The sequence below is a fragment of the Propionibacterium acidifaciens genome (assembly GCF_003798325.1).
Lineage (GTDB): Bacteria > Actinomycetota > Actinomycetes > Propionibacteriales > Propionibacteriaceae > Propionibacterium > Propionibacterium acidifaciens.
The window spans coordinates 1,966,722-1,987,227 of the sequence record NZ_CP033719.1 but is presented as its reverse complement, the minus strand read 5'-3'; the positions used below and the strand labels follow the sequence as shown (position 1 = coordinate 1,987,227).

18 protein-coding genes, 1 tRNA gene and 1 pseudogene are annotated in these 20,506 nt (G+C 72.0%); 6 read left to right on the top strand and 14 right to left on the bottom strand.

The window, feature by feature from the left end; all coding sequences use genetic code 11:
* Window positions 1–6: 6 nt before the first annotated feature.
* From EGX94_RS08390 to EGX94_RS08380, 3 genes are all read right to left on the bottom strand, one after another.
* The gene (locus EGX94_RS08390) at window positions 7–1,368 is read right to left on the bottom strand and encodes a flavin monoamine oxidase family protein (RefSeq protein WP_021796863.1); all 1,362 of its coding nucleotides are present in this window, start codon (window positions 1,366–1,368) and stop codon (window positions 7–9) included.
* A gap of 152 nt (window positions 1,369–1,520) precedes the next feature.
* A complete protein-coding gene (locus EGX94_RS08385) occupies window positions 1,521–3,017 on the bottom strand; it encodes an amino acid permease (RefSeq protein WP_021796858.1) in 1,497 nt (498 codons plus the stop codon).
* 303 nt (window positions 3,018–3,320) lie between these two features.
* Window positions 3,321–3,809 (bottom strand): NUDIX hydrolase, encoded by a 489-nt coding sequence (locus EGX94_RS08380; RefSeq protein ID WP_123826179.1) that lies wholly within the window; start codon window positions 3,807–3,809, stop codon window positions 3,321–3,323.
* A gap of 123 nt (window positions 3,810–3,932) precedes the next feature.
* On the opposite strand from EGX94_RS08380, the gene EGX94_RS13440 reads away from it, so the two are divergent.
* On the top strand, window positions 3,933–4,091 hold the full coding sequence (locus EGX94_RS13440) for a hypothetical protein (RefSeq protein ID WP_155945028.1): 159 nt from the start codon (window positions 3,933–3,935) through the stop codon (window positions 4,089–4,091).
* Between the two features lie 291 nt (window positions 4,092–4,382).
* Here the strand turns inward: EGX94_RS13440 and EGX94_RS08375 are convergent, their stop codons facing one another.
* Window positions 4,383–5,261 (bottom strand): hypothetical protein, encoded by an 879-nt coding sequence (locus EGX94_RS08375; protein WP_021796176.1) that lies wholly within the window; start codon window positions 5,259–5,261, stop codon window positions 4,383–4,385.
* A 461-nt stretch (window positions 5,262–5,722) separates the two neighbouring features.
* Between EGX94_RS08375 and EGX94_RS08370 the strand changes: the two genes are divergently transcribed.
* Window positions 5,723–6,151, top strand: a complete 429-nt coding sequence (locus tag EGX94_RS08370; RefSeq protein ID WP_021796174.1) for a hypothetical protein — start codon at window positions 5,723–5,725, stop codon at window positions 6,149–6,151.
* Window positions 6,152–6,411: 260 nt separating this feature from the next.
* On the opposite strand, the gene EGX94_RS08365 is transcribed toward EGX94_RS08370, so the two are convergent.
* Both EGX94_RS08365 and EGX94_RS08360 read right to left on the bottom strand, forming a co-directional pair.
* Complete coding sequence (locus tag EGX94_RS08365) at window positions 6,412–6,681, bottom strand: hypothetical protein (protein ID WP_021796173.1); 270 nt, start codon at window positions 6,679–6,681, stop codon at window positions 6,412–6,414.
* A 14-nt stretch (window positions 6,682–6,695) separates the two neighbouring features.
* Complete coding sequence (locus EGX94_RS08360) at window positions 6,696–8,408, bottom strand: sodium:solute symporter family protein (protein ID WP_021796177.1); 1,713 nt, start codon at window positions 8,406–8,408, stop codon at window positions 6,696–6,698.
* A gap of 204 nt (window positions 8,409–8,612) precedes the next feature.
* Between EGX94_RS08360 and galK the strand changes: the two genes are divergently transcribed.
* The 4 genes from galK to EGX94_RS08340 are packed head-to-tail and all read left to right on the top strand — an operon-like array spanning window position 8,613 to window position 13,106.
* Entirely contained in the window at window positions 8,613–9,794 is a 1,182-nt protein-coding gene (gene galK, locus EGX94_RS08355) for a galactokinase (RefSeq protein ID WP_021796170.1), read from the top strand.
* Window positions 9,794–11,170 (top strand): UTP--glucose-1-phosphate uridylyltransferase, encoded by a 1,377-nt coding sequence (locus EGX94_RS08350; RefSeq protein WP_028706665.1) that lies wholly within the window; start codon window positions 9,794–9,796, stop codon window positions 11,168–11,170. The genes galK and EGX94_RS08350 overlap by 1 nt, the downstream gene beginning before the upstream one ends.
* Entirely contained in the window at window positions 11,167–12,105 is a 939-nt protein-coding gene (locus EGX94_RS08345; RefSeq protein WP_021796169.1) for an aldose 1-epimerase family protein, read from the top strand. Before EGX94_RS08350 ends, EGX94_RS08345 begins: the two co-directional genes overlap by 4 nt.
* A complete protein-coding gene (locus tag EGX94_RS08340; RefSeq protein WP_028706664.1) occupies window positions 12,084–13,106 on the top strand; it encodes a LacI family DNA-binding transcriptional regulator in 1,023 nt (340 codons plus the stop codon). The genes EGX94_RS08345 and EGX94_RS08340 overlap by 22 nt, the downstream gene beginning before the upstream one ends.
* Window positions 13,107–13,217: 111 nt before the next feature.
* On the opposite strand, the gene EGX94_RS08335 is transcribed toward EGX94_RS08340, so the two are convergent.
* The 8 genes and pseudogenes from EGX94_RS08335 to EGX94_RS08305 all read right to left on the bottom strand — a co-directional run bounded on the left by EGX94_RS08335 (window position 13,218) and on the right by EGX94_RS08305 (window position 20,501).
* Window positions 13,218–13,293, bottom strand: a tRNA-Thr gene (locus EGX94_RS08335).
* Between the two features lie 123 nt (window positions 13,294–13,416).
* Window positions 13,417–15,051, bottom strand: a complete 1,635-nt coding sequence (locus EGX94_RS08330) for an alpha/beta hydrolase (protein ID WP_051383697.1) — start codon at window positions 15,049–15,051, stop codon at window positions 13,417–13,419.
* Complete coding sequence (locus tag EGX94_RS08325; protein ID WP_123826177.1) at window positions 15,051–15,305, bottom strand: hypothetical protein; 255 nt, start codon at window positions 15,303–15,305, stop codon at window positions 15,051–15,053. The genes EGX94_RS08330 and EGX94_RS08325 overlap by 1 nt, the downstream gene beginning before the upstream one ends.
* 118 nt (window positions 15,306–15,423) lie before the next feature.
* Entirely contained in the window at window positions 15,424–16,476 is a 1,053-nt protein-coding gene (locus EGX94_RS08320) for a DoxX family protein (protein WP_021796790.1), read from the bottom strand.
* 320 nt (window positions 16,477–16,796) lie between these two features.
* Window positions 16,797–17,225, bottom strand: a pseudogene (locus EGX94_RS13860) (transposase); the annotation flags it as partial.
* Complete coding sequence (locus tag EGX94_RS13855) at window positions 17,198–18,190, bottom strand: IS1634 family transposase (RefSeq protein ID WP_196807730.1); 993 nt, start codon at window positions 18,188–18,190, stop codon at window positions 17,198–17,200. The pseudogene EGX94_RS13860 and the gene EGX94_RS13855, both read right to left, overlap by 28 nt.
* 449 nt (window positions 18,191–18,639) lie before the next feature.
* Window positions 18,640–19,953, bottom strand: coding sequence for a DNA polymerase III subunit delta' (locus EGX94_RS08310; RefSeq protein WP_123826175.1), 1,314 nt, complete (start codon window positions 19,951–19,953; stop codon window positions 18,640–18,642).
* Window positions 19,954–20,099: 146 nt separating this feature from the next.
* A complete protein-coding gene (locus EGX94_RS08305; protein WP_021798943.1) occupies window positions 20,100–20,501 on the bottom strand; it encodes a hypothetical protein in 402 nt (133 codons plus the stop codon).
* Window positions 20,502–20,506: the final 5 nt, after the last annotated feature.

Sequence of the window (20,506 nt, the reverse complement as noted above, 5' to 3'; positions counted from 1 at the left end):
GGCGAGTCAGCGGGCGGTCCCGTTGAGCCTCAGAACGACCTCCTGAGCGGTCTCGGCGCCCGAGCGGACGGCGCCCTCCATGTAGCCGTTGAACTTGCCGGCGTACTCGGCGCCGGCGAAGTGGATGCGTCCGCACGGCTTGCCGAGCTCGGCGCCGGTGACGCTCCACACCCCCGGTGCGAAGTGCGCGCCGTGGCTGCCCCTGGTGAACTCCTCGGCGCCCCAGTCGATGTCGGTGTACTCGACCGGACGGGCCGCTTGCGGGCCGAAGACGTCGACGAGAGTGTCCTTGAAGATGCGCTGGCGCATCGACCGTGAGAACTTGGTGAGCATCGAGGCCTCGCCGCCCTCGAAGAAGCCCATGAGCACTCCGCGCCCGTCCGGGGAGTCGGTGCAGTCGAAGGTGACGCGCACCGCGCCGTCGTCGGCGCTCATCTGGCCCGACAGACCCTTGTCGCGCCACCACGGATGGTCGTAGACGACGTAGCACTTGATGACATTGCCGGCGCCGATCCTGCGCACCGCGTCCTCGCGCCAGCCGGCCAGCGGCGGGGTGACGCGGATCCGGAGGGCCAGCCACGGCGGCAGCGCCACGATCGCAGTGCGGGCCTCGAGGGCCTCGCCGAGGCTCGGGTGGACGACGACGCGGTCGTCGTCCTGCTCGATGGCGTCGACGACGAAGCGGTACCTGAGCCGGTCCCCCAGCTCGGACGCCATGCGCTCGGGCAGTTGGGCGAGGCCGCCCAGGACGCGGGCCTGGCCGATGTCGCCGTTGGCGGCGATGAGGTTCTCCATGTCGACGCCCTCGCGCACCTTGCCGAGCGCCTTGCGCAGCGAGATCCTGTCGAGCGGGCTCTCGAAGACGGCCTTCATGGCGGCGCGGATGTCACGGCGACCGGTGGGCGTGCGCAGATTGGAGACGATCCAGCGGTCGATGGACTGGTCGAGCCAGGCGGCGTTCGCCTCGACCCACATGTCGTCCTGGCCGGCGCGCTCGGCGAGCCGGCGCAGCCGCATGAGGCCCTGCCCGAGGTCGGCCACGGCGAACGGGGTGCGGGCGTCCTCGTCGCTGTCGGACTGGGCGACGTCGCGGATCTCGCCGTGCTGGACGAGGGTGAGCATCCCGGGGTTGGCCCCGATGAGCTCGAGGCCGGCGTTCTTGACGAGTTCGAGCATGCGGTCGTGGCTGGGGGCGATCCACTGACCGCCCAGGTCGATGATCTCGCCGCCGGAGAGGGTGGTGGAGACGACGCGACCGCCGGCGCGGCCCCTCGCCTCGACGAGCGCGACGTCGTAGCCGCGCTGGATGAGCTCCCTCGCCGCGGACAGGCCGGCGAAACCGGCACCGACGACCACGCAATCAAGCACTTTGCCCCTCCTGGACTCCCCGGTGGACGAAAAGGACATGCTGTGCCCGCGACTTTACTCATGGCCCCCTGCCCGGACGCAGTCGGGGTCGTACGGCCTCGCCGGGGCCGGAACGGTTGAGCCGCGACGGCGGTTCGGCCGTCCGGCGCCCGTCATGCCGGCGGTTCGGCGTCCTCCGCCTCGCGAATCTCCTCGGGGGCGCCCGGTTCGGGCCCTGCGGGGGCGAGCGCCAGGGAGCGCTCGCCCCCGACGATCGTGTCGTCGTGACGGGCGCGCCCCCGCACGAAGAGCCAGGCGATACCCAGGCCGATGAACCAGGCCGGTGTGACGGCCAGGGCCGCCAGGGTGTCGTGCTGGCGGGTGAGCACGTAGAGCGTGAAGGCGAAGAAGGCCAGCACGAGCCAGCTCGTGAAGCGCCCGAGCGGCATCCGGTACACCGACGCGGCGTGGGCCTGCGGGAACCGGTGGCGGTAGACGAGGTAGCTCACGAGGATGAGGCCCCAGATGAAGATGAAGAGCACGGCCGAGACGGTCGTCACGAGCGTGAAGGCCTCCATGATCGACTGCGAGAGGGTCAGCAGCAGCGAGGAGCCGACGAGGACGACGGTGACGAACAGGCCCCAGGCGGGCACGCCGTTGCGGGTGAGGCGACCGAAGCCGTCCGAGGCCATGCCCTTGTGGGCCAGGCCGTAGAGCATGCGGGAGGTCGAATACAGGCCGGAGTTCGCGCCGGAGGCGGCGGCGGTGATGACGACGAAGTTCATCACGGCCGCCGCGGCGCCGAAACCGACCAGCCCGAACATCGTGACGAACGGGGACTGGCCCGGGTCGAGGCTGTTCCACGGAGTGACGCACATGATGGCGGTGAGCGCGGCGACGTAGAAGACGAGCACCCGCACGGGCACCGCGTTGATGGCCTTCGGCAGATTCCTCACCGGGTCGTGCGTCTCGGCGGCGGCGGTGCCGACGAGTTCGATGCCGACGTAGGCGAAGACGGCGATCTGGAAACCGGCGAGGAAGCCGTTCGCGCCGGTCGGGAGGAAGCCGCCGTGCGTCCACAGGTTCGTGAGTCCGGCGCGGGCTCCGCCGGGCTCGGTGAAGCGCACGACGAGCAGCACGGCGCCCAGCACGATGAGCACGATGATGGCGATCACCTTGATGAGCGCGAACCAGAACTCCAGCTCGCCGAAGAGCCGCACGGTGAGCAGGTTCAGCAGGAACAGGACGACGAGGGTGCCGACGGCCAGGACGAGGGACCAGTTCTTCGACGGCACCCAGAACCGCCAGTAGTTCGACACGGCCACGATGTCGGCCATGCCCGTCACCACCCAGCACAGCCAGTACGTCCAGCCGGAGAAGAAGGCCGCCCAGGGGCCGAGCAGATCGGCCGCGAAGTCCTGGAAGGACTTGTACTGCAGGTTGTGGAGCAGCAGCTCCCCCATGGCGCGCATGACGAAGAACAGCATGACGCCGATGAGCGAGTAGACGAGGACGATGCTCGGTCCGGCGACGCTGATCGTCTTGCCCGAGCCCATGAACAGGCCGGTGCCGATGGCTCCGCCGATCGCGATGAGCTGGATGTGACGGTTGGAGAGGCTGCGCTGCAGATGCTCCCCGTCGTTGTCGACCGAGGCGTTCCCCGTGACCATTCGAGTCCCTTTCCCGTGACCGCGGCGCCCTGCGGGACCGGGCGCGCAACGGCCCGCAATCTACTCGCGGCACCGGGGCGCCGGGCCGCGGGTCCCAGCACCCAGACGGGCCGATGCGCGGCGCCAGGTCGGCGCCGAGGGGCACGAGCGACGCCCGCAGGTCGGCGCCGGGGGCGGGAGGAGTGCCGGCAGGCGCAGGGCGGGAACGGACCGAGGGGCGAGGGGCGGGGACCGTCCTTGCGCCCGGGCCCCGCCGCGGGAGGCGGCCGGGTCCCGCGAGGACGGCGCCGGGCCGAGGCGGGCTCAGCGCCCGTCCGCGCCGATCCGCACGCGCCGCTCGCCGGACAGGGCGTGGGCGACTTTGCGCCGGAAGCGCTCCGCCATCGGGGGCAGCGCGGAGACGGGGAACCAGCCGACCGCGGTGGACTCCTCGTCGCCGACGTGGGCCCGGCCGCCGACCGGATGGGCCAGCAGGCAGGTGTCGAAGAACTGGCACCGGTCGCCGTTGCCGTAGGTCTGGGGCGCGAGGGTCTCGACCCAGGTGACGCGGTCTATCTCGATCCGCACGCCGGTCTCCTCCAGGGCCTCGCGGACGGCCGCGGTGTCGACGTCCTCGCCCGGGTCGGCGATGCCGGTCACGGGGGTCCACTGGCCGTTGTCGGAGCGGCGCACCAGCAGCAGCTCGCGCCCGTCCGGGCCTTCGCGGACGATGACGGCGCTGACGCCGGGCAGGACGAGCAGTTCGTGCCCGACGCTCTCGCGCAGTCGCAGGACGTACTCCGGTGTGGCCATGGGGATCCTCCGCTGGATGGTGTGCCCGCTCTCCTCCCTCATCGTGGCACAAGGTCGTGGCCGTCGGTGCCGGGCGCACCAGGGCGCTCACTGCGCCGGCAGCGGCCTCCCTCGAAGGACCCCATGAAGAACCGCCTCACCATCGCCGCCGGAACCGTCCTCGCCCCGACCGGGTGCTCCTCTGCCGCGCAGCCCTCGAAGAACTCGTCGGCGTCCGCGAGCGCCTCGACCGACGAGCAGGAGTTCGACGCCTTCCTCGACGGCATCACCCGGGTCGGCTGATCCCGCCCGGCTCCGGCGGCACGGGTCCGGCCCGCGTGGGTGACGGTCGCGCATCGACGCCGGGGCGCCGACCGAAGAGGACCCCCGGCCGACGCCGCCGGAGGGACACGGGCAGGCGGGGACGGGACGGGCCTCGGACCGGCCGGCCGGCAGCCCCTCGGCCCCGCGCCCGGCCGGCGCGAGTGACCGCTTCAGCGCCGCGCGGGCTCCCACCGCGCCATGGCCGGGCGCATGGGCGCCCCGCCCGAGGAGGACGAGCAGCGTCATGACACGCCCCCCGGGCAGGGGCGGTCATGACCAGACCGAACCGGCGCGCGAGGCGGCGCTGTTCGCGCGGATGCCCTGCACGACGCAGACGAGCAGGTGCACCACCGTCAGAAGGGCCCAGAAGAGGATGTCGAGCATGACGCCCGAGTTGAGCGCGGCGGCGTCGCCGGGAGACTCCGCCATCGTCGTGAGACCGACCGCATAGAAGAGCACGAGGAGCGCGGCCGAGATGCTCGCAACGGCGATGCCCCAGTACATCGCCTGCGACGCGAACCGCCCCGGCGTCCCACCCGGACGCCGCTGGTTGGAGCCGACGACGATCATGACGATGCCCGTGATGAGGAGGTTGAAGAACGGGAACCCGATCAGCGCGATGAGCCCGAGGAACCACGACAGCGCGCCGGTCGGCGCCTGGACGATGCACGCCCCGGGTTGGTACGAGGTGTACGGGACGGGCCGGTAGGGAGCCGGCTGGTACGGGTACTGCTGGGGGACGGGCGCGGGGAGCTGCTGGCCGGGCACCGGCTGCGGCGGCGCGTACGGGAACGGGGGCACCGGCTGCTGGTACGGGTACTGCTGGAAAGCGGGCTGCTGAACGGGCTGCTCCGCGGAGGACGCTGCCTGGGCGGGCGACTGCTGCCCGACGAACGGCAGGGGCTGCTCCTGCGGCTCGCGGATCGGGACCCGTGCGGACTGCCCGGTCAGGTACGCCCCCTGCTGCGGGGCGGGCTGCGGCGGCGGGAACGGCGCGGTCTCGGCAGGGGGCTGCTCCGACGGCCCGGCCTCGGGCTGCGACGGTTCCTGCCGAGCGGACATCCCTCCGGGCTCCGACTCGTCCCCCGACAGGAAATCAGGACCGACGATGGGTTGTTCGGCGCCGCCGGCGGACGACTCCTCGCTCATGAATGCCCCCTGCCCCCCTCGTGCAGCCCTGTCCCGGGCGCCCCGTCCGGCCCGTTCGTGCGGCGCCGGCTCGCGGATCCTCTCCGGCAAGACTACGGCATCCCGCCCGATCCCGTCCCCCGGAGGAGGCCGACCGCCGGAGCGGCTGCTGCTCCCCGGGCACGCCCGGACCGCACGGGGCCCGCCCGCACGGAACCGCACGACGCACCCGGCCGACTCCCCGCCGGCCGGCCCGTCGTGCAGGGCTGCGAACGCCGGGGCCCACCAGCGGTCGGAGCCGTCGCCGCGCGGCGCCCGGGGACGATGGTGCCCGCCCCGGCCCGCACCCGCTGTGCGGAGATCGACACCGAACGGACGATCACCGCGCAGTGAACGGCTGCCGGGCGGTGTTACAGTACGGACGTCGACGCGCCGGGGACGACCGCACCCGAGGCGCACCCGCTCGAGGTCAGGAGAGCGCGATGGGCGCGAAGGACGTCATGCGCAAGGGAGCGAGGGGCGCGAGCGCCCTCCTCGCGAGCAAGGCCGTCGAGAGGCTCGTCACCCCGGAGAACACCCAGCGGGTCGTCGACGCCGTCAAGGACGCCCACCTCGGCAGGAGGGCGAAGCAGGCCGCCGCGAGGATGACGCCGCCGAAGCGGCCCAGCCGCTCGGAGCAGCTTCGGCGCACGCTCGACCAGATCGAGCGGATCGTCCGCGAGGACACCACCGGCAGCTTCACCGACGAGCAGACCGGACAGTGGCTGCGCACGGCGGGCTCACTGCGCAACTCGCTCGACATGACGCAGGTGCGCCGGGGCAAGGACCGCCGGACGAGGACCCAGGACCTCGAGGCCCGCGTCAACGCCCTCTACGAGGAGGTCTTCCAGGCGGCGATGCCGCAGGACTGAGCGCCCGGCGGTGACCGGGCGTCCCGCAACGGACGCCTGCAACGACCGCGAGCGGCCCGCGACCGCTCGACGCGACCCCCGCGCGCACTCACTGTGCGGAGTTCGACATCAGACGGATGATCTCCGCACGGTGAACAGTCCCGGACCGCCGGACGCGGCGGGCGGACGGGGACGGCGAGCGCAGGAGGACGAAGGCGGAAGGCGCCGTCCGGCCCTTGGGCCGGACGGCGCCTTCCGCCAGCAGGACCGGGAGTCAGCGGTCAGACGGCCTTCGCGGCCGCGTCGTCCGCCGGCTCCGGCACGTAGGTCGGGCGCAGCCTCGCCCAGGTCAGGAAGACGGCGCCGACGACGAGCAGGGCGATGCCGCCCCACAGGTTGGCGTTGACGCCGCCGGTCTTGTCGAGGGCCTTGTCGGCGAAGCAGCCCATCAGGGTGATGATGATGCCGTAGAGGCCCATGAGGCCCCCGATGACGTTGCGGACGTCGAACAGGCCTGCGCTGTGGCGGTGCGTCTGTGCGGATTCACTCATTGTCCGAACCCTCCTCAGAAGGCGATGTTGAGAACGATGACCAGGACCAGGGCGGTGATCGCCAGCGGCACCGGGCGCTTGAGCAGCGGCAGCGACGCCTCCTCCGGGTCCTTGAAGTGCGACCTCGGCGTCTCGGAGTAGACGAAGCCGACGAGCTCGGAGACCGGCTTCGGCTTCGTGCACAGCGAGACGATGACGCTCACCAGGACGTCCACGACGAAGCCCGTCGAGGCCGCCACGAAGGCCGTCCCCTGGCCGGGCAGCGTGATGACACCGACCTGGCTGAGCGCCCAGACGAAGATCGCCGAGAAGGTGCCCGCCAGCAGACCGCTCCAGCCGGCCGCCGGCGTCATCCGCTTCCAGAACATGCCCACGATGAAGGTCGCGAACAGCGGGGCGTTGAAGAAGCCGAACAGCGTCTGCAGGTAGTCCATGATGTTCGAGAACTGGCCGGCGATGAGGGCGGTGAAGATGGCGATGACGGTCGCGGCGAGGGTCGCGATGCGGCCGACCTTGACGTAGTAGGCGTCGTCGCGGTTCTTGACGGCATAGGCCTGCCACAGGTCGACGGAGACCACGGTGTTGAACGCGGAGATGTTGGCCGCCATGCCGGCCATGAACGCGGCGAGCAGACCGGTGATGGCCAGGCCGAGCAGACCGTTCGGCAGCAGATCGCGCATGAGCAGGATGATCGAGTCGTTGTACTTGACGACGGTGCCGGAGGCGCCGCCGGCGACGTCGACGCCCATCTTCGTCTGCATGATCTCGGGCACGAGGACGGCGGCGAGCATGCCGGGCAGAATCGTGATGAACGGCACGAGCATCTTCGGGAAGGAGCCGACGATCGGCGTCTTGCGGGCGGCCGTCATCGACTCGGAGGCCATGGCGCGCTGGACCTCGACGAAGTTCGTCGTCCAGTAGCCGAAGGAGAGCACGAAGCCGAGGCCGAAGACGATGCCGATGACCGACAGGACGGGGCTGTTGAAGCCGGACAGCGCCTGGCCGGGCCAGGAGTGCAGCTGCTGGGAGGCGGTGGCGACGTCGGCGCCCTGCGCGGCGGCGGTGTCGGCGAACTCGGTGATCCTGGCCTTCAGCCCGCTCCAGCCGCCGACGCGGTGCAGACCGATGAGGGTCAGCGGCAGCAGCGAGGCGACGATGACGAAGAACTGGAGCACCTCGTTGTAGATCGCCGCGGACAGGCCGCCGAAGCTGATGTAGGCGAAGACGATGACGGCCGCGACGACCAGCGCGACCCACAGCGGCCAGCCGAGCAGGGCGTGGACGATGGAGCCGAGCAGGTACAGGTTGATGCCGGCGATGAGCAGCTGGGCCATGGCGAACGACAGGGCGTTCACCAGGTGGGCGCCGACGCCGAAGCGCTTGCGCATGAACTCCGGCACGGAGCGCACCTTGGAGCCGTAGTAGAAGGGCATCATGACGACGCCCAGGAAGAGCATGGCCGGCACCGCGCCGATCCAGAAGTAGTGCACCGTCGGGATGCCGATCTCGGCGCCGTTGGCCGACATGCCCATGATCTCGACGGCCCCGAGGTTGGCCGAGACGAACGCCAGGCCGGTCACCCAGGCCGGCAGCGAGCGCCCCGACAGGAAGAAGCCGATGGTGTCGGACGCCTGTCGGCGGGCCGCCAGTCCGATGCCGAGGACGGCGGCGAAGTAGATCGCGATGATCAGGTAGTCCACGAGGTTCGCGTGGATGATGGTGCTCATCGTCCTTGATGTCCTCTCTCGCGGGTGACACGGGACCGGCCTCCGTGGCGGGCCCCGAATGTTTACGTCACCATTTGTGTTCCATCTCAGTCTGCGCGAAATGACGGATCATTGTCAACCCGAGGAGCCACTTGCGTACAACAGGTGTTTACGTCACCATATTGACGTGCGGGCCAGAGCGGTCCCGCATGAAGGAGACGAACGATGACGTACGAGATCTCTTCCTGGCCCGAGGCCGTCGGGGCCGCCCGGGCCGCGGAGCTGTTCACCACCGCCTTCGGGGCGGAGCCCGCCGGCGTGTGGGCCTCGCCGGGGCGCGTCAACCTCATCGGCGAGCACCTCGACTACAACGGGGGCTCGTCCGTGCCGATCGCCCTGCCGCACGCCACCTACGTGGCGCTGAGCCCGCGCGAGGACGGCAGGGTGCGCATCACCTCGGACGGCGCCGAACCGGGGCTGTGGACCGGCGCCCTGGCCGACGTCATGCCCGGCGGCGGGCAACCGACCTGGGTGAGCTACGCCCTCGGCGCCGCCTGGGTGCTGTCCCGGGCCGGGCACGCGCTGACCGGCGTCGACGCGGCGATCGTCTCGTGCGTGCCGACGAGCGCCGGGCTCTCCTCGTCCGCGGCCATCGAGTGCGCGGTCGGGCTGGCCCTCGTCGAGGTCCTCGGCCTGCCGGTCGGGCGCCGTGAGCTCGTGGGCGTCTGCCAGCGGGCCGAGAACGAGGTCGTCGGGGCCCCCACCGGCTCGATGGACCAGTCGGCCTCGCTGCTGGCGGACGCCGGGCGCGCCCTGGTGCTCAACACGCTCGACGGATCCACCGAGCTCGTCCCCTTCGACCTGTCGGACCGGGGTCTCTGCCTGCTCGTCATCGACACCCGCGCCAAGCACGCCCTCGTCGACGGCCAGTACGCGGCCCGCCGCGCCGCCTGCGAGCGGGTCGCCGCCCGCGAGGGCGTGGATCTGCTCGGACGGATCGCCGACCCGCACGCCCTGCTGGAGCGCCTCGACGACCCCGTGGAGCTCAAGCGGGTGCGTCACGTCGTCACCGAGATCGAGCGGGTCGACGCCTTCGTCGCGCTGCTGCGCGCCGGGGACTACGACCGGATCGGCCCCCTCATGGACGCCTCGCACGCGTCGCTGCGCGACGACTACGAGGTCAGCTGCCCCGAGCTCGACGGCGCCGTCGACACCGCCCGCGCCGCCGGGGCGCTCGGCGCGAGGATGACCGGCGGCGGCTTCGGCGGCTCGGCCATCGCGCTCGTGCCCGCCGGGCTCGTCGGCCGGGTGGAGCGGGCCGTCGAGGAGGCCTACGCCGAGCACGGCTGGGGCCCGCCGCGGTTCATCCCGGCGGTCGCCGCCGAGGCCGGACGGAGGGTGCGGTGATGAGCGCCACGGGTCTGGAGCGCGCCACCGCGCGGATGAGGGACGCCGGCATGCCGCAGCTGGCGATCGACGTCTTCGCCGACTACTACCACCAGCTCGAGCAGGGGCGCACGGGGCTCATCCCCGAGGAGTCCATCACGCCGATCACACAGGTCGACGACCTCGCCGACGCACGGTTCGGGGCCGAGGAGCAGGCGCAGGCGCTGCGCCGCACCGTCTTCGTCAAGCTCAACGGCGGCCTGGGCACCTCGATGGGCATGGACCGGGCCAAGTCGCTGCTGCCGGTGCGCGAGGGGCTGTGCTTCCTCGACATCATCGTCCGTCAGCTGCAGGCCGTGCGCGCGGCGACCGGGGTGCAGGCCCCGCTCATCCTCATGAACTCGTTCCGCACCAGGGACGACAGCCTCGCGCTGCTGGCCGGCCATCCGCCGCTGAACCCCGACGGCATCCCGTCCGACTTCTGCCAGCACCGCGAGCCGAAGCTTCTCGTCGAGACGCTGGAGCCGGTCGACTGGCCGTCCGACCCCGGGCTCGAGTGGTGCCCGCCGGGCCACGGCGACATCTACGTGGCCCTCCAGACCACGGGCATCCTCGACGAGCTCATCGCCCGCGGCTACCGCTACATGAACACCTCGAACGCCGACAACCTGGGGGCCGCCCCCGACGGGCGACTGGCGGCCTGGTTCGCCGCCTCGGGCGCGCCGTACTCCCCCGAGGTCTGCCTGCGCACCCCGGCCGACCGCAAGGGCGGCCACCTGGCCGTCCGGCGCAGCGACGGACGGATGATCCTGCGCGACACGGCGCAGACCCCCGACGAGGACATGCGCTGGTTCACCGACGAGCACCGGCACCGCTTCTTCCACACGAACAACCTGTGGTTCGACCTGGTGGCGCTGCGCGACGCGCTGGCCGTCCGCGGCGGCCCGCCGGGGCTGCCGCTCATCCGCAACCGCAAGCACGTCGACCCCTCGGACCCCTCGTCGCCCGAGGTCTTCCAGATCGAGTCGGCCCTCGGGGCGATCGTCGAGCTCTTCGACGGGGCCCGCCCGGTGCTCGTGCCGCGCGAGCGCTTCCTTCCGGTCAAGACCACCGACGACCTCGCGCTGCTGCGCTCGGACGTCTACGAGCTGGACGCCGACAGCCGCCTCCGCCGCACCACCGGGGGCATCCCGCTGGTGCGCCTCGACCCGGAGCACTACAAGCGGATCGCCGACTTCGAGGCCCGCTTCCCGGCCGGGGTGCCGTCCCTGCGGGAGGCCTCGAGCCTCACGGTGCAGGGCGACTGGACCTTCGGCTCGGGCGTCGTCGTCCACGGCGACGCGGTGCTGGGGCCGACCGAGCGGCCGATGCGCGTCGAGGACGGGGCACGGCTGTGAACGGCGGGCGGGGCACGGGCGCCGGGACATCCGGCGACGAGCTGGCCCTGACGCGGGAGGGCCAGAGCATCGTCGTCACGGCGTCCGGAGGGGCGCTGCGCAGCTACCGGGTGGGCGGGCGCGACGTCGTCGTCCCCTTCGCCCCGGGGGCGCCCACGCCGGGCATGCACGGCGCCGTCCTGGCCCCGTGGCCGAACCGGCTGGACGGCGGGCGCTACGTCTTCGACGGCGTGGAGCACCGGGTACCGGTCAACGAGCCGGGGCGCGACAACGCGAACCACGGCTTCACGCACGAGCTGCGCTGGCGACTGGCCTCGGACGGGGCGTCCGTCACCGCGTCGGTGCTGCTCGACGGGCTGCCCGGCTACCCGTTCACGATCCGCCTGGAGGTCCGCTACGCGCTCGGCCCGGACGGCCTGACGATCACGGCGACCGCGACGAACAGGGGCCGGACGGACGCGCCGTTCGGGATCGGCTTCCACCCCTGGCTGTCGCCGGGCGCCGAGCGCGTCGACGACTGCCTGCTGAGCGTCGATGCGGCCGCCTGGGTCGAGACCGACGACAGGCTGCTGCCGGCGGGCGTCCGGCCGGTTCCGCCGGAGCTGGACTACTCCACGCGCCCCCGGCCCGTCGGCGCGGCACGACTGGACGACGGCTTCGCCGAGGCCGTCCGCGGACAGGACGGCCGCTCCTGGGTGCGGCTCGCCTCGCCGGACGGCCTCACCGCCGCCGCCTGGTCCCGGGCCCCGCTGGACTTCTGGCAGGTCTGCACCGGCGACTTCCCCGACCTGGGGCCGTTGGAGCGGGCCGGTGTCGCCGCCGAGCCCATGTCGTGCCCGGCGAACGCGCTGGCAAGCGGTGATCATCTGATGAGACTCCACCCGGGGCGAAGTCGGACCGTATCCTGGGGACTGTGTCTGAACGAAGTCAGGTGAGTCGGCGCCCCCGGGCGTCCATGCAGGATGTTGCGCGCCTGGCGGGGGTGTCCGCGCAGACGGTCTCGCGCGTCGCGCGCGAGGAGGGCACGGTCAGGCCCGAGACGACCAGGAGGGTCCGCGAGGCGATGCGCCAGCTCGGTTACGCGCCGAACCGGGCGGCCCAGGCGCTGCGCAGCGGCGCCTTCAACACCGTCGGCGTCATCGGGCACAAGCTGGCCAGGACCGGGGAGGCCCACATCATCGACGCCGTGACGACGGCGCTGCGGGACGAGGGCTTCGGCATCCTGCTCGTCGACGCGCCCTCGAACAGCGCGGTCGACTTCACCCGGGCGCTCAACTCCCTGTCGCAGGCGGTCGACGGGGTCGTCGTGCTGCGCCTGGAGACGCCGAGCGCCACGCCGGTGCAGCTGCCCGACGGCATCCCCCTCGTCGTGGGCGACTTCCGCTACACGGACCGGCACACGGCCGTCGGTACCGACCAGACGAACGGCGCCCGCGACGCGGTGCACCATCTGCTCGGCCTCGGCCACGAGACGGTGCACCACATCGCCGGCCCATCGTCCTCGGTGCAGGCCCGCGCCCGCGAGCAGGCGTGGATCGCGACCCTGTGGGAGGAGGGCCGGGCCGTGCCCCCGCTCGTGCGCGGCGACTGGTCGCCGCGGTCCGGCTACGAGGCGGGGCGTCGGCTGCTCGAGGACCCGGACGTGACGGCCGTCTTCTGCGCCAACGACGAGATGGCGCTCGGCTTCATCCGGGCCTGCCACGAGGAGGGGCGGAGCATCCCCGAGGACATCTCGGTGGTCGGCTTCGACGACATCATGGCCGAGTGGATGTGGCCGCCGCTCACGACGGTCGCGCAGGACTTCGCGACGATCGGCACCGAGCTCGTGGCGGCCCTGCTGCCCCAGCTGCGAGGCGAGCCCGACGAGCCCCGCGGCATCCTCGTGCCGGCTCCTCTCGTGGTGCGGGGCAGCACGACGACGCCGCACCGGCGCTGAGGGCGAGCGCCGACGGAGGGGCCCGGCGCGCGCACGGGCCGGGAGGCACGAGTGGGAGGGCCGCTCGGCGGCCCTCCCACTGCGCGCTGGAGTCAACTGCCCACTGCGCGCTGGAGCCAACTGCGGGAATCGAACCCGCGACCTACGCTTTACGAGAGCGTCGCTCTACCGACTGAGCTAAGTTGGCGCGCCGTCCCGTCGGACGGCGGATTCACTATACCGGGTGGATCGGTCCGGGGGCGAATCCCCGGCCGGACGGGTCCCGCCGGCGCGGCGCCGTGGATGCGACGACCGGGCCCCGGCGGATGGTTCAGTCCGTGCAGACCAGACCGTTCTGGGGCACCGCGCCGTCGGCGAGGAAGCCGGTCACGGCGCCGTCGAGGCAACCGCTGCCCTCCCCGTAGGCCCCGTGGCCCTGCGCCTGCCGGCTCACGAGCACCGTCGTCGGCATCTGCTCGCGCATCCACTGCGCGTACTCGTGCGGGGTCGCCGAATCGCCCGTGTTCGAGACGATGAGGATCGTCGGCGCGTCCGCGGCCGTGATCCTGATCTGCGCCGCCGGCTCGGCCGCCCAGGTCGGGCAACTCAACCCGACCCCCATCGCCCGGCCCAGCACCGGCGCGGCGGCATGGTCGTCGTCCCGCCAGTCGTCGATCGCCGCCTCGACGCCCCGGTCCGTCGCGTCAGCGCAGCCGATCGCCGGGAACGAGTAGGCCAGCTGCTCGTACCCCCCGTCACCGCGCCCGTTCATCGTGTCGGCGGCCCTCAGCAGATGGTCCCCGTCCCCCGAACGGGCCCGCCCGATCGCCTCGGCGAGATCCGGGTAGGAGCTCGTGTCCTGGTAGAGGAACATCAGGATGCCGTTCACCGCCAGGGTCTGGGTCAGCATCCGGCCGCCCACCGCCAGCGGCCGCCCGTCCAGCCCGTCGAGGAGCGACGAGACCGCCCCGAGCACCTCCTCCCGGTCCTCGCCGAGACCGCACGACGAACCGGCGCACCAGTCCGCGAACGCGTCGAGGGCCTGTTCGAAGCCATCGGCCTGACTCACGCTGTCCCGGTCCGTCACGTTGACCGCCGAATCGAGCACCATCCGCCCGACGTGATCCGGGTACAGTTCCGCGTAGACCGCACCCAGCCACGTGCCGTAGCTGACCCCGTACCAGTTGAGCCTGCGCTGGCCGAGCAGGACACGGACAAGATCCATGTCGTAGGCGTTCTCGATGGAGCTGATGTGGTCGAGCAGCGCGCCCGAGTGCTCGCGGCACTGCGCCGCGAAGTCCTTGTTCACCGCGACGAGCGCATCCGTCTCGGCCTGGTCGTCGGGCGACCAGTCCGCGTCCTCCAGGGCGTCCGTCTGCTCCAGGTCGCCGCAGACCACCGGCGTCGAGTCCCCCGAGCCCCGCGGATCGACGCCCACGATGGTGTAGTCCTCGAGCCCGGTCGTGTCGATGGAGCCGACGAAGTCCTGGGCGCTGCCGCCCGGCCCGCCCGGGTTCACGAAGAGGGTCTCGTCCGAGTTCCCGTTCTCGGCCGGGCGCATCCGCATCGCCAGGGTGATCGCCCGCCCGTCCGGGTCGTTCCAGTCGAGCGGGACGATGACTCTCGCGCACCGGTAGCCGAAGCCCTCCCCACCGGAATCGCACCGGCCCCAGTCCACCTGCTGGTTCAGGTACCGCTGCAGCCCCTGACCGGCGGGCGCATCCGTGAACCCCGGCACCTCCGGCCCCGCGACGTCCAGCTTCTGGCGATCGGGCGCATCCCCGAGATCGTCCCACGTCGCCGACGGGACCGGCACGGTGAGCACCTCGTCCGCCGCCGAGGGGCTCCAAGCCGTCGACGTGGAGGGGATCAGTGTGGAGGGGAGGTCGGGTCCGCATCCGGTGAGTGCCACGGCGCAGACCACGGCGAGCAGAAGGGCCAGGCGGCCGGGACGGGGATCATCCATCACTGATTCCTCCTCGAGGTCACGGCGGCGGACCGGGCCCCATGGCGCCGGTGCACCTCGCAGCGGGCCGGGGCGGCGCAGGCGGGCACGCCGGAGCCGTGGGCGGACCCGCCGCGCCGCACGGCGGTGTCCGCCTCGACAACGCCCTCGACGGGACGGAGGCCCCCGTTCCCGGGCACGGGCCTGCCGTCACCGCCGACGGGAGGATGGCGCTGCCCGAACGGCTCGGAACACACGGCCGGGGTCCTCGTCATGACCAGCACGATACAGCGGGCGCCCGGGAGTCGGGCCGGGTGAGCGACACCGGCCCCGAACGCGACGGCCCCGCCCGGCGGTTCGCCGGACGGGACCGTTCGTCGGAGAAGGATGGGATCAGCCCTGGAGCCTGGCCTTCCTCCTGGCCCGCGAGCGGCGCAGCCCGGCGTCGACGGACCAGCCGCCGGCGCCGACGAACAGGAGGCACAGGCCGATGCCGGCCAGCAGGAACTCCAAGTCGCCGGAGAAGCCGGCCCGGCCCGCGACGAACGGGTTGAAGTGGCCCCAGCGGAAGAGCACGAGGGTGGCCACGGCCAGCGCGGCGAGCAGGACGGCGGCGATGCGGGTGCCCAGGCCGAAGAGGATCATCGCGGCGAGGACGAGGGCGAGGATGCCGACGCCCATCGCAACCATGTCGGCCTGCGGGACGCCGATGCTCTGGAGGGCGTCGGTGACCGGGCCGGTCTCGGTGACGATCTGGAAGCCGAGGACTCCGACGACGGCGGCCGCGACGATGCGCAGGAGAACGAGGCCCAATGAGCCGGCGAACCTGTCGGTCGTGCGCTTGGCGGGCGCCGCGGCGGCGGGGGCCTCGGCAGCAGCAGGGGCCTCGGCGGCAGCGACGGTGCCGAGACGGCGGTCGCGCTCGGCCTTCTGACGGGCGCGGGCGGCGGCTTCGGCCTGCTGGGCACGGACCTCGGCCTCGCGAGCGGCGCGCTCGTAGGCGGCCTGGGTCTCGGCGTCCTTGCCGGAGGCGTCCTCACCCGGGGCGATGATCCTCGTCCCGTCGGCCTTCGTCCCGTCGAGGCCGTCGTCGGGCCCGGCTGCGGCGTCCTCGGCGGCGTCATCGTCGACCGCACCGAGGAGAGCGGTCCGCTCGGGGTCGTCCTCCGCAACAGGGGCCCCGGGCCCGCCGCCGACGGCCGAGTCCTCCAGGGGGGACGTCCCGACGACACGGGTGTCCTCGTCGAACTCGGCGAGCGCGGCCGTCTCGTCGTCGAGCTGCTCGTCGGGCTCCTCCACGGCCGCCCGCTCGGCGACGACGGGCTCGCCGCCGAGGGGCTCGGGGTCAACGGATGCGCCCGCCCGGGACGGGACGCCGGAAGTCTGCACGGGCTGGTCGGCGGGCGTGCTCACACTGTCGTACAGGCCCTCGTTCTGGTCGCTCACAGGCTGGTCCTCTCCGCTGCTCGGTGCGCTGCGCCCATCAGGGCGCTGGACATACACACGTCATTGTCGTGGAGCCGTCGCGGGACGAGCCGCTTCAACACGCCCGGCGGGGGCGGATCGGGTCGCCCGGCCCGGGGCGGCGGGCGCGTCGCCCCGCTCAGCGGGCCGCCAGGACGTCGTGGTACCACGTAGTGAGCTCGGTGAGGCTGCGGTCGAGGGCGTCACCTGACTCGTGTCATTTTAGTGTGGGGCCAGGTGAGGCCGAGGGTGTCGAGGATGTCTTGGGCTGCTGGTGTGATCCGATCGTGGGCGTGCAGGGTTCACCCGGCGATGTTGACGTTCATCTCGTGGATCGGTTCGAGTGTCTCGATGACTTCGGCGACGGATTCCCCCGTGATTGTTTGCAGGCGGTGAGAGACGGCGAGTGCGGCCATCACGATGGTGAGGCGGGCTTCGATCTCCTCGTGGGTGCGATGGAGGATCGGGCGGGCTTTCAGATCGCTCTTGCCCATCCTGAATGATTTCTCGACTCGCCAGAGCCCGTGATAGTCGCCGACAACTTCCGCAGCGGAGATCCGAGTGGCGGGCATGTTCGTGACGTAGTCTTTCAACCCGACCAGTCGACGAGCCCGATCGAGGGCCTTCTTGCCGCGCAGTGTTTTCACGAATCGCGAGCTCTTGACCGTCTCGGCGCCGTTGATGACAGCAACAGCCCTGTCGGTCATCTTCGCCAGGTTGCGGGTGTCCCTGACAGCCCGCTTCCCGGAACACGCCCAGACCGCCCGCCACGACCCCGAATGAACCGCCGGGCCCCGGACAGGTTCATCACGAAAACGCGGATCCGAAACGGCTTCGCGGCAGCCGCCGCGCCGGGAAGTGGCCGGGAAGTGATCGTGTCGATGATCCGGCCGCCCTCGAACGCGTCACCGCGCCAATGGAAATGTGATTCCAGATCGATGGGCGCTTTGACCTGCCGGGATCCGACAATGAATTTCAACCCGGCCCCATCCAGAGCGGTCAGGTTCGCCGCTGACAGCGCACCAGCGTCAGCAGCGACCACGAGATCACGCAGATCGTGGCGGGCGAGGAAGTCCATGACCTTCGGCAGCATCGTGAGCGTTTCGGTCCTGTCACCTTTCCAGCAGGTCAACCCCAGCGGGAACCCGGCCCTGTCGGTGAGCAATCCGACCACGATCCGCGGGTCGACACGACACTCCTCGGAGAAGCCGACTTCGCGGAGCCCGTCTTCATGCTCGGCCTCGAAACACAAAATCGTCACATCGTAGAGGACCAAGGTCAGGTTCCCATCAACACGGGCATTCTCGAAACACAGCTGCGAGATCTCCGAACGATAATCCTCGGCCCGGAACCGGGCCGAGCAACGGAACACGGAGCGCAACCCGGCATGCGGGATGCCCAAAGCATCAAGCTTGCGGATGCTACCGGCCTTCGAAGTCGGCTTGATCACCCGCGCCAGCACCAGCTGAGCGAACGCGTCGTCCGCGAGGACCTCGAAACCAAGATCGGTGTGGACGCGGCGCAAGCTGCCCCACAACGCGATCGAACGCCTGCCAGTGATGGTCACCGACCGCGACGCCGCAGCCGACGGCAGGAAGTCCAGCTCGTCCTGCAGCGGCGCAAGCCTCTGCCTTGCCGCGGCGACAAGGGGAAACAATTCCTCGGAGGTATGGGCCGAACCGAGATGCTCCAGCACACGGTCGCGCCTATCCCGATGCTCCGCGATCTGGACGGCCGTCGCACCCGAGGCCGTTCTCACCTTCCGAACGTAAGCCACAACGCCCCCTCCCACAACCCGATTAGCGCGTGAAACACACCACCCAACTCCGCCCTGACCAGGCAAAACACCCACACACGCCCACCCACCGCCAAAAATGACACGAGTCAAGTCCGGATGCGCCCGCCCGGGACGGGACGCCGGAAGTCTGCACGGGCTGGTCGGCGGGCGTGCTCACACTGTCGTACAGGCCCTCGTTCTGGTCGCTCACAGGCTGGTCCTCTCCGCTGCTCGGTGCGCTGCGCCCATCAGGGCGCTGGACATACACACGTCATTGTCGTGGAGCCGTCGCGGGACGAGCCGCTTCAACACGCCCGGCGGGGGCGGATCGGGTCGCCCGGCCCGGGGCGGCGGGCGCGTCGCCCCGCTCAGCGGGCCGCGCCGACGAGCCGGACCAGCATGGCCTCGACGGCGAGCACCTCGCCGACGTTGTGCTCCAGGGCCTCGCGGCAGGCCAGGATCGCGTCGATGCAGGCGAGCGTGCGCTCGGGCGTCGAGGCCGCGGCGGCCGCCCGCACCTTCTCGTGCATGTCGACGTTGATGAGACGGGGCTCCGGCGCGGAACCGCCGGCGGACGACGGCGGGACCTGCCCGGGGTCGACGGCGCCGGTCTGGACCGCCAGGACGTCGCGGTACCACGTGGTGAGCTCGGTGAGGCTGCGGTCGAGGGCGTCACGGCGCAGACGCTTGGCGCGGGCGGCCTGCTGGTCGGCGAGCGACCTGAGGGCGGCCGCCGCGTTCCGCGGTCGGGCGCCCCTGGCCCCGTAGCCGAGGGCCTCCTGGAGCTCCTTCTTCTCGCGATCGTCGAGCTCGTCGGTGACCTTCCGGGCCTCGGCGGCGGCGCCGTCGACGAGCTCGGCGGCGATCGACAGCGCGGCGCCGAGATCGGTGAGCCGAGCGGGCACCCGGAGCACCGCGCCGCGGGCGACGCGGGCCTCCTCGCTGCGGGCCAGCGCCTTGGCCCGGCCGATGTGCCCCTGGGCGGCGCGGGCCGCGGACTCGGCCATGGCGGGGTCGACCCCGTCGCGCTCGACGAGCAGGCGCACGACGTCGGCGTCGCCGGGGGTGCGCATGCCGACCCGGCGGCAGCGCGAGCGGATGGTGACGATGACGTCGTCGGCGGTGGGCGCGCACAGCACCCACACGGTGCGTGCGGGGGGCTCCTCGATGCTCTTGAGCAGCGCATCGGCGCCCTGGACGGTGATGCGGTCGGCGTCCTCGACGACGAGCACCTGGTAGCGGCCCAGGGTGGGGCTCATGGCGCCCTTGCGGACGAGCTCGCGCACCTCGTCGACACCGATGGACAGCTTCTCGGTGCGCACGAGCGTGACATCGGGGTGGGCGCCCGACAAGGCCGAGCGGCAGTCGCGGCAGCGGCCGCAGCCCCCCGAGGGGCACTGGAGCGCGGCGGCGAAGGCGCGGGCCGCGTTGGAGCGCCCGGAGCCTGGCGGGCCCGTGACGAGCCAGGCGTGCGTCATGGCGTGGGCGCCGCCGGCGACGGCCCGGCGCAGGGCGGTGACGGCGTCGCGCTGGCCGACGAGGTCGGCCCACACGCCGGTGAGGGGGCCGGGCGCGGAGGGTGCGTCAGGCTCGGGGACGGCCCCGGACTGCCCGGGGCCCGTCTGCCCGGTGTCTGATCGTCCGACGCCCGCAGGCGCGGCGTCGGACGTGCTTCCCGTCATGATGTGGACCCTCCCCTCGGCTCCGCCATTCGCCGACGCCACCCGCCGGCCGCGGCCGCACCGGTCAGCGCTGCCTGCCGACACCGTCCACCGGCCAGGGCCCATCATGCCAGCAGGCACGGACAGGGCCGACCCGTCGGGGACGATCAGGTCCCGTGGCGCGTGGAGCGGTTCTCCCGCGCCTCCTCCTCGGCAGCCCGCTTGGCCGCGGACCGGGAGAACACGGCGTTGAGCCCCAGGGAGACGAGGCAGCAGCCGAAGAGGACGCTCTCGACGAGGACGAGATCAGAGGGCCGGGACCGGAGGACGATCAGGCAGACGAGGGCGACGCCGCTGATGCCGACAAGGTCGAAACGGATGAGCCACAGAGCCGTCGCGTACCCCGCCCGAGAAGGCGCCGGGGAGTTCGCCGGCCCCCCGGCCGCCCGGGACGACCGGGCCGCCTCGGCCAGCGCCCGGCTCCTCCGGGAGATGATGGCCGTGGCCGTCACCGGGACGACGACATCGGCCGCGAACATCACCCATGCGATGACTGGAATTCCTGACATGGTGT

Excerpts from the sequence above, each read along its gene's own strand:
- EGX94_RS08385 (WP_021796858.1), bottom strand. The coding sequence starts at position 3,017 with ATGGTCACGGGGAACGCCTCGGTCGACAACGACGGGGAGCATCTGCAG.
- EGX94_RS08380 (WP_123826179.1), bottom strand. The coding sequence starts at position 3,809 with ATGGCCACACCGGAGTACGTCCTGCGACTGCGCGAGAGCGTCGGGCAC.
- EGX94_RS13440 (WP_155945028.1), top strand. The coding sequence starts at position 3,933 with ATGAAGAACCGCCTCACCATCGCCGCCGGAACCGTCCTCGCCCCGACC.
- EGX94_RS08375 (WP_021796176.1), bottom strand. The coding sequence starts at position 5,261 with ATGAGCGAGGAGTCGTCCGCCGGCGGCGCCGAACAACCCATCGTCGGT.
- EGX94_RS08370 (WP_021796174.1), top strand. The coding sequence starts at position 5,723 with ATGGGCGCGAAGGACGTCATGCGCAAGGGAGCGAGGGGCGCGAGCGCC.
- EGX94_RS08365 (WP_021796173.1), bottom strand. The coding sequence starts at position 6,681 with ATGAGTGAATCCGCACAGACGCACCGCCACAGCGCAGGCCTGTTCGAC.
- EGX94_RS08360 (WP_021796177.1), bottom strand. The coding sequence starts at position 8,408 with ATGAGCACCATCATCCACGCGAACCTCGTGGACTACCTGATCATCGCG.
- galK (WP_021796170.1), top strand. The coding sequence starts at position 8,613 with ATGACGTACGAGATCTCTTCCTGGCCCGAGGCCGTCGGGGCCGCCCGG.
- EGX94_RS08350 (WP_028706665.1), top strand. The coding sequence starts at position 9,794 with ATGAGCGCCACGGGTCTGGAGCGCGCCACCGCGCGGATGAGGGACGCC.
- EGX94_RS08330 (WP_051383697.1), bottom strand. The coding sequence starts at position 15,051 with ATGGATGATCCCCGTCCCGGCCGCCTGGCCCTTCTGCTCGCCGTGGTC.
- EGX94_RS08325 (WP_123826177.1), bottom strand. The coding sequence starts at position 15,305 with ATGACGAGGACCCCGGCCGTGTGTTCCGAGCCGTTCGGGCAGCGCCAT.
- EGX94_RS08310 (WP_123826175.1), bottom strand. The coding sequence starts at position 19,953 with ATGACGGGAAGCACGTCCGACGCCGCGCCTGCGGGCGTCGGACGATCA.
- EGX94_RS08305 (WP_021798943.1), bottom strand. The coding sequence starts at position 20,501 with ATGTCAGGAATTCCAGTCATCGCATGGGTGATGTTCGCGGCCGATGTC.